The sequence below is a fragment of the Bradyrhizobium sp. UFLA05-89 genome, from assembly GCF_059803475.1.
The window spans coordinates 1-4,935 of the sequence record NZ_JBANBA010000220.1 but is presented as its reverse complement, the minus strand read 5'-3'; the positions used below and the strand labels follow the sequence as shown (position 1 = coordinate 4,935).

Genomic DNA, 4,935 nt, shown 5'->3' with positions numbered 1-4,935 from the left:
TCATCAGCAGCACAGAGATCACACTATCGGTCCAAGCTTCGTGTCTTAATATTTAATCCCGACAGGTTCTCTTCGCCGAATCACCGCAAGCCGCTCGCTCGCTCCGGCGCTCTGGAGGGCGCGCTTCGCGAGCGGCTTGCTCGGACTCGCGGCAGCCGATTCAGGAGACACCAGGGTGCGCTTCGGTAACATTGTCATTTGAGGCAATATGAGGGGGCAATTTTCCATGGCGCGCGACAGATCGTGCTTTGCATAAGCCGCTCTTGCGGTCACGTCGTCCCCGCGGCAAAATTTCTCGGCGCGCGATATGTCACGTCCGCCCAAGACTGGGGATTTTGCGGCGGCATGCCGAGCCGCGCGCATAAGGAGTTTTGCCGCCACTTCTAAGAAGGATGCCTGCCGCGGCGCACGATCTGGCGATTAAGTCGCACCACGTTTGTGGGCTCGCCGGAATCGTTCGCCAATTTCGGCGAGCGATGACGCAGGAGGAAGGTAGCTCCGCAAAGCGTCTCCTTTCGCCACACAATGCGGCAAATGAAAATTGCGCGATGGCCATCGAACGACAGCACAAATTCGTTGGCAAATATGAAGTACGGCGCGGAGATGCAGGCACCAAAGGCGCTAATATCACGCACCACGCATGGATGACCGTGATGGACGCTTCTCAGAGACACAAGGAGGCTCGGCCTAACCGAGCCAGAGTTAAGGACGAGTGTTTGATCGTTCGTTGCGCACGCTGCCCTGCAAAGCCAAGCGCGCGTGATGTTCGGCCCTTTTGTTGCCGGTCTTCGCGATCTCCTCGATGGCCCAGATCAACGACTGAATGGCACTTTCCGAGGGTCGTGTCCTCGGAGGTGGTGTAGCTCTGTAGAGCAAAGCCGTCCGCACGCGCGCCCTCCAATAGCGCCGTAGCGGGCGGGCGGCTTTGCGGTGGTCACCGATGATTCGTCGGTAAGGTTTGGATTGCGACACCAACCTGATTCGAGGAACCACCGATGACCGACGACATGATGAACCTGCGGACGCTTGTAGAGAAGACCCCTGACGCCGATCTGCTGCGCGAGATGATCGGCTTTGCCGCCCACCGGCTGATGGAGCTCGAGGTCGAGGGACTGACCGGGGCGAGCTATGGCGAGAAGAGCCAGGAGCGTCTGGCGCAGCGCAATGGCTACCGCGACCGGACCTGGGAGACCCGCGCCGGCACGGTCGAACTGCGCATCCCCAAACTGCGCAAGGGCTCCTACTTCCCGGGCTTCCTCGAACCGCGGCGGATGGCCGAGAAGGCGCTCACTGCGGTGGTGCAGGAGGCCTACGTGCAGGGCGTCTCGACCCGCTCGGTCGACGACCTGGTGCAGGCGATGGGCATGACGGGGATCTCCAAGAGCCAAGTGTCGCGGCTGTGCGGCGAGATCGACGACAAGGTGAAGACTTTCCTGCAGCGGCCGATCGAAGGGGACTGGCCCTATCTGTGGATCGACGCCACCTACGTGAAGGTGCGGCAGAACGGGCGCATCGTCCCGGTCGCGGTCATCATTGCGGTCGGCGTCAACGGCGATGGCCGGCGCGAGGTTCTCGGCATGGACATCGGCCCCTCCGAAGCCGAGACGTTCTGGACCGCGTTCCTGCGCAAGCTCGCCCGCCGTGGCCTGCGCGGCGTCAAGCTGGTCGTGTCCGACGCCCATCAAGGGATCAAAGCTACAGTCGGAAAGGTCCTCAACGCCACCTGGCAGCGCTGCCGTGTTCACTTCATGCGCAACGCGCTGGCGCATGCCGGCAAGAGCGGGCGGCGCGTGGTCTCCGCCTTCATTGCCACCGCCTTTGCCCAGGACGATGCCGAGGCGGCGCGGGTGCAATGGCGCAAGGTCGCCGACCAACTCCGCCCCAAGCTGCCCAAGCTCGCGGCCTTCCTGGACGAGGCCGAGACCGATGTGCTGGCCTATATGAGCTTCCCTGCCGCGCACCGCGCCAAGCTGCACTCGACCAATCCACTCGAACGCGTCAACGGCGAGATCAAGCGACGAACCGAAGTGGTCGGCATCTTCCCCAATGAGGACGCCATCACCCGTCTGATCGGGGCCATCCTGCTCGAACAAAACGACGAGTGGGCGGTCCAGCGCGGCCGCTACATGACACTGGAAACGATCGCCCCGTTGGGCGATGATCCCGCCGTCAGCTTCCCGGCAATCGCCAGCTGATCGATCCGGCCCATGCCGGCGAACGTGGTGGCCTAAGCTCAGCTACACCACGCCACGGGACACGATCCTTTCCGCTGGCGTCGTCGATTTCCTCGGCAACACTCAATGCGAGATCGTAATCCTCGACCGACAGCTTGCGAGCTTTGACCTGCAGTTAGACGTGGCGGTACTGTATATCGGCTAGACGCTTTGCCAGTAGCCTCCCCTGAGATAATTCAATGGCGGCGTCCCTCGTGCCGAATGACCTGTAGGTCTCGGCGCGGGCCGATAGCGCGGGTTGCACGAATTGCGCCTGTGCGATGAAGCTGATCTCTAACTCCTGGGCGGGCTGTGCATTGGGCAACCTCATCGCTTGTTAGCCCGCGCAATTCTGAAATCGTCGATCCGCTTGCCCGATCTCAACTGCGCGACCAGCCAACGCGGCCGCTTGCCTCGACCTGCCCACGTTTCAAAGGGCCGATCAGGATTGCGATATTTTGGGTGTACCGGCGGGTACGGTCGACGCTCAGAAACCCGCAACCGTCTCAGGCGCTCGTCGAGCAGCATTTTTTCCTGTTGGATTCTTTGCTCCAATACCTGGGAGATTCTGCCGTGGAGCGCCCACAGGTCGTCTATATTCATCCGTTCGAGCTCGGCTTGTTTCATGACCGTTCCTCCGTCACATCCCAAGCCCCCGCATGTAAATTCTATAACATATTTATCTTTCCCATTTAAGTAGTATTATGGGGATAATGCTCGACTCGTGGTTCCGATCAAGACTCAGTCAATTCGGATCTCCAAAACTTGTTTTGATATGGGTGTCCAACTCTGGATTGTTTAAATTCTTGATACTACCGGTCCCTCTTTAACAACCAATGTCGTCGACCATTCGGGATTTCATAGTGTTGCGCTGTCCGAATCCCAATCCAGAATGGGACGGCGCCTCCAGCGAGAGTCCGCTCACCTGAACCGGCCTCGGGCGGTTCTTTTGTCGGAATGCGGGTGGCTGCATCGAGTGCCCCCTTGCGGGTTAGCCGATGTCGGCGGCAGTGTCGTGCTTGTTGAGAACGATTTGAAGATTGCCAGGAGAATGCGTCGCGACCTCGCCGCGCTGTCGCGGGGCGTCGTATTCGTCGGCGACCCGGCAGCGCGCCGACCATGATGGCTCTTCGCGCAAGCCGTTGATCTGGATCAAGACAGGCACCGAGCGAGGGACGAAAGTCAGCCTGGGCCGAACGGCGCCCCCAACAATGTTCGGTCCGCGCGGCCTCGGCGAGAGCCAGCCCCATGTGACCAAAGCGCCGAGGCCGCTGCCAGCGTTTCGGCCGAACTGTTCCTCCGCTGGAACGCTCGCAATTGGGAGCTATCTTTCCGCCATGCGCAGCACATATGGACTCAGGGAAGCAGGTCCCGGCAAGACCTGACCGGCTCTACGAAATTAAGCACGGCGGCTATCGAATGCTGGTCATCCGGGATGAACGAGCGCGAGCACCTGCTGTCCCGCAACGGCAGCGATTGGACCCAGCAATGTCCGTGGATCACAGCGGCCGCGCTGAAGAACCGTCAGAAGCATTTCGTCATCGATGGCGGTGATCCTTTCCGACTTCGATGCGCTGCACTCGCGCAGGCACGACCACGAGGTCAATTCTACGCCTTCGTCGTTCTCGCCATGGGCGGCGAAGACTTGCGCGACCTGCCGTTGCACCTGCGCGAGACCAAACTGGAGAAACTGCTGACACAAAGGCCGGACGGGATCACCGTTGCGCGTTCAAGCAGGGCGAGATCGAGCCCGCGCTATTCCGAGCCGTATGCCGCATGAGTCTTGAAAGTCTTGTGCATCGTGACCAGCCTTACCGGGGAGGTCCACAGAAGCACTGGGTCAAGGTGAAGAACCGCAGCCATCCAGCGATGGAGCGGGAGCTTTAGCAGCTAACCGATTTCCGACAGCTAAATTGGTCGCGTCGGGAAACTTTTCTGGCTTGGCTTGGTTTAAATATCGATCCCTCGAGAAAGAAGCGGCCATCAGGCGGCCTCCGCATTCAATCCGGAGTGCTGGGGTTGTTCGCTCGCCGCTCGCAGGACCGAGCTTTTGGGGGAGCCTACATGGGAGGAGAACTGAAAACTGCTCTACTAATTGCGGCAGGACTTGCGTTTGTCTGTTTTTCGGCAGCTCTCATGGCTGCCAGCGTTATCAGCTGAACCAGCCGCGCGAGGACGGAGCATAGGATCCGATGAGGCCGCATTTAGATCCGTCGTGCAATTGTTGAAAGGTCTTCGCCACAGCAGAGCAGCACAGGCTTAGCAACCGTCTCTCAAACCGACGTTTGAACGATTGTTATGAAGGTGCTTTCAGAAGGAGTACGCAGGAGTTTGCGGCAGGTGAGGCTCTACGGCTACCTCGTCGGGCGAAACGAGCCAATGCCGCATCCGCGGGATGCTTTGCGCCAGGCGGCTCCGTTTCTGCCGACCAGCTCGCTCGCGGCCGGCCGAGCGTATGACAGTGTGGAAAAAGGCAGCAGGGATCGGACAATAGAGTGTCGCAACGGATCGAGCGTCAAGCAAGGACAGGCATCGAGGGGCTGGATGATGTACTGGGAGGAGGACTTCAGCGTGGACGCGCATTCTTTCTCGAAGGTGCCCCGGGCACCGGTAAGACGACAGTCGCGACGCAGTTCCTGATCGCAGGAGCGGAGGCTGACGAGTGCTGCCTCTACATCACTCTCTCCGAGACCGAGGATGAGTTGCGCGCCGGCGCCACCTC

At 60.2% G+C, this 4,935-nt stretch carries 5 protein-coding genes; 3 read left to right on the top strand and 2 right to left on the bottom strand.

Translation table 11 applies throughout. The features are described from left to right. Nucleotides 1-995 precede the first annotated feature (995 nt). Entirely contained in the window at nucleotides 996-2,195 is a 1,200-nt protein-coding gene (locus SO139_RS45530) for an IS256 family transposase (RefSeq protein ID WP_498542096.1), read from the top strand. Between the two features lie 345 nt (nucleotides 2,196-2,540). Here SO139_RS45530 and SO139_RS45525 read toward each other — a convergent pair whose 3' ends face one another. Both SO139_RS45525 and SO139_RS45520 read right to left on the bottom strand, forming a co-directional pair. Then, a complete protein-coding gene (locus tag SO139_RS45525) occupies nucleotides 2,541-2,840 on the bottom strand; it encodes an H-NS histone family protein (RefSeq protein ID WP_474805064.1) in 300 nt (99 codons plus the stop codon). Between the two features lie 364 nt (nucleotides 2,841-3,204). After that, complete coding sequence (locus tag SO139_RS45520) at nucleotides 3,205-3,369, bottom strand: hypothetical protein (protein ID WP_498542095.1); 165 nt, start codon at nucleotides 3,367-3,369, stop codon at nucleotides 3,205-3,207. A gap of 279 nt (nucleotides 3,370-3,648) precedes the next feature. Between SO139_RS45520 and SO139_RS45515 the strand changes: the two genes are divergently transcribed. Both SO139_RS45515 and SO139_RS45510 read left to right on the top strand, forming a co-directional pair. Beyond that, nucleotides 3,649-3,993 carry a DNA ligase-like domain-containing protein gene (locus tag SO139_RS45515; RefSeq protein ID WP_498542094.1) on the top strand — a complete coding sequence of 115 codons (345 nt, stop codon included), beginning with the start codon at nucleotides 3,649-3,651 and terminating at the stop codon, nucleotides 3,991-3,993. Nucleotides 3,994-4,708: 715 nt separating this feature from the next. Next, nucleotides 4,709-4,935, top strand: a 227-nt coding sequence (locus SO139_RS45510) for an ATPase domain-containing protein (RefSeq protein ID WP_498542093.1), incomplete at its 3' end; no start/stop codon positions are given.